General features: G+C 37.0%; 3 protein-coding genes. 1 reads left to right on the top strand and 2 read right to left on the bottom strand.

Translation table 11 applies throughout. The annotated features are described in order from the left end of the window. Window positions 1–69 precede the first annotated feature (69 nt). Entirely contained in the window at window positions 70–1,509 is a 1,440-nt protein-coding gene (locus QZ334_RS07875) for a hypothetical protein (protein WP_295233437.1), read from the bottom strand. A gap of 1 nt (window position 1,510) precedes the next feature. Then, on the bottom strand, window positions 1,511–2,146 hold the full coding sequence (nth, locus tag QZ334_RS07870) for an endonuclease III (RefSeq protein ID WP_005386264.1): 636 nt from the start codon (window positions 2,144–2,146) through the stop codon (window positions 1,511–1,513). Window positions 2,147–2,269: 123 nt separating this feature from the next. Between nth and QZ334_RS07865 the strand changes: the two genes are divergently transcribed. After that, on the top strand, window positions 2,270–2,539 hold the full coding sequence (locus tag QZ334_RS07865) for a DUF896 domain-containing protein (protein ID WP_005386262.1): 270 nt from the start codon (window positions 2,270–2,272) through the stop codon (window positions 2,537–2,539). Window positions 2,540–2,559: the final 20 nt, after the last annotated feature.

Raw genomic sequence — 2,559 nt, 5'->3', positions numbered from 1 at the left:
CTACTATATTTAGTAGTTCATATTTTTTAGGATACGATATATTTTAAACTAAATATCAGACTTTTACAATTAGTTTTTATAATCGCTATAGTCTTCAATATCAATAGATGTAGTAGGAGGCATTACTTGAGCACCTAATTCATCTACCGTAGATTTCCAATTTGTAGCTGCTTCTGTAACAGCCTTGATATAGGCTTCATCAGCAGCCTGTACAGATGAAATTAATTGGGCTTCATTATTAACATCTAATACGCGGCGGCGCACGCTGCTAAGCATATAGCCGAAGGATTCATCTGTTTGAACAAGCATGGAAATTTCTTGGATCAATGTTTGTCCAGTAGTACTACAGAAGTATGTATACCACATATATGCCAATTCAGCATCTGGGAACATCCAGTAAATATCCTCTGCTGGTACCTCTGTAGTAATATCTACATCTACATGATCCGCATAACGTTTAAATGTAAGGAAATATGCGCCACTTTCCACAAGAGCATTACGGCCTAATTCAGAAACACGGCTGTCGATACAGTAAATACCATCTTGACCTAAGGCTACATCAGTTTGACCGCCTGGCAACAAAATAGAGCGTAAAGACAAGCCATAATTTAATACTGTGAATACTGGCAATTGAGCAAATACGCCATGAGGCAATGGAATATAGTTAATTGTTTTCCACTCATCCCCTACGCGTTCACGAAGGCCAACGCGCATCTTTTTAACATCGTATTTACCATATACAATTTCATAAGCCCCTAGTGGAGTCCATTCACGGATGGCTTCTACACGCTTTTGATTCAAGAAGAATTGTAATGCCATATTATTTAAGCCCAATTGGTTTTGTGCCATTGTAGCAGGTAAGAATAGTTGTGCAGTCCCTTCTGGAACAAGATTATGTAGTCCATTTGCCACTTCTTCCACAATATCTTCAGAAGATTGGAACATACCAACCGTACCTGTAAAGATATGGTCAAAATAGCTACGATGAGGCCATTGATTAATAATTTGTGCCATTGGGTATAAACGTGTCAAAATGCTATAGCACACAGGAGACGCCGTATAAAGAACGACTTTTTTATCTTCATAAGATTGAAGAATCTCTTCTACCATGCCTGCATATTCTTCTACATACGCATATAGAACGAGTTCTCCCGTTTTACTATGAGCTTCAATACTTTCACGAACAGGAGTTTCCCAAATAGTGCCTACATCTAGACCATCCAAGATACCTGTATCACTAATGAAATCAAATAATTCAACTCTAAAGGATGGACCATATAGAGCTTGGAATGTATTCAAATCATATGGAACAGGACCAAAAGACTCGACTGTGGATTTTTCTGCTAACGCATATAAATCATCTGCTGTTACACCCCACTCACGGGAGCTAGCATTACTAGAAATCAATTGATCCAGTACTTTAAAACGCATTAACTCATTTACAATATCAATCCCCTCAATGCCATGAGTCGCACAAAGGGCAATAAATTCTTCGTTATTTACTTTCATATTAAACCTTTCCCGCCGAAGGGCATACATGATTTAAAAAACATTCTTCACATAAAGGCTTACGAGCCTTACATAATTTACGGCCATGGTAAATTAACCAGTGATGAGCAGCAGCCCAATCCTCTTTAGGGATGGCCTTTTGCAATTTCTTCTCCATCTCTTCTGGAGTTTTAGCAATACCTAGTTTTAATCGATTAGCTACACGGAATACATGGGTATCTACCGCAATGGCAGGTGTACCGAACAATACGGACACAACTACGTTAGCCGTTTTACGACCAACACCAGGTAATTCTACTAGTTGATCAAATTCACGTGGTACCTCACCATGATATTGTTCTACCAAGATTTGACAGGTAGCAATTAAGTTTTTCGCTTTAGACTTATAAAGACCGCAATCTTTAATAAGAGTTTCTAGTTTTGTAACCCCTATTTCAAGCATTTTAGCAGGATGATTTAATTCAGGGAACAATCGTTTCGTAACAATATTAACCCTTTCATCCGTACATTGTGCAGATAAAACAACGGCTACTAATAATTCAAATTCATTTGTATACTCAAGGGCAGGTTTTGCATCAAAATAATGCTCTTGCAATAATTTCAATTGCTCTGCCTTTATCGCTTTTGTTACACGCATACAGCTCTCCTTTCTCACTTGTGAAAGTACAGACGCGTACAACTTATATCTTACCATACGTATTCATTTAGTTCTATGTTATAATAAATCATGTTATTCTAATATAGAATACAGGAGGTCAATATGAGTAATATTAACGATACATTAAAGCGCATAAATGAACTAGCAGCAAAGAAAAAATCTGGACAACCACTCACACCAGAGGAGTTAGCAGAAAAAAAAGAACTTTATGAAATCTACTTATCATTCATTCGAGGTCAAATTACAGATACTTTAGATCGCGTTGAATTTGTAGATCCAGAAACCGGTGAACGAACTGCTCCAAAACGAGCTCTAGAAAATTTAGCTAAGGAAGCTGACCAAGATATTAAAGAACATAAAGATATTCATTAATATATAAAGATATATAAAGA

The sequence above is a fragment of the Veillonella sp. genome (genome assembly GCF_019414865.1).
Classification (GTDB): Bacteria; Bacillota; Negativicutes; order Veillonellales; family Veillonellaceae; genus Veillonella.
This window is presented reverse-complemented; position numbering and strand designations above follow the sequence as displayed.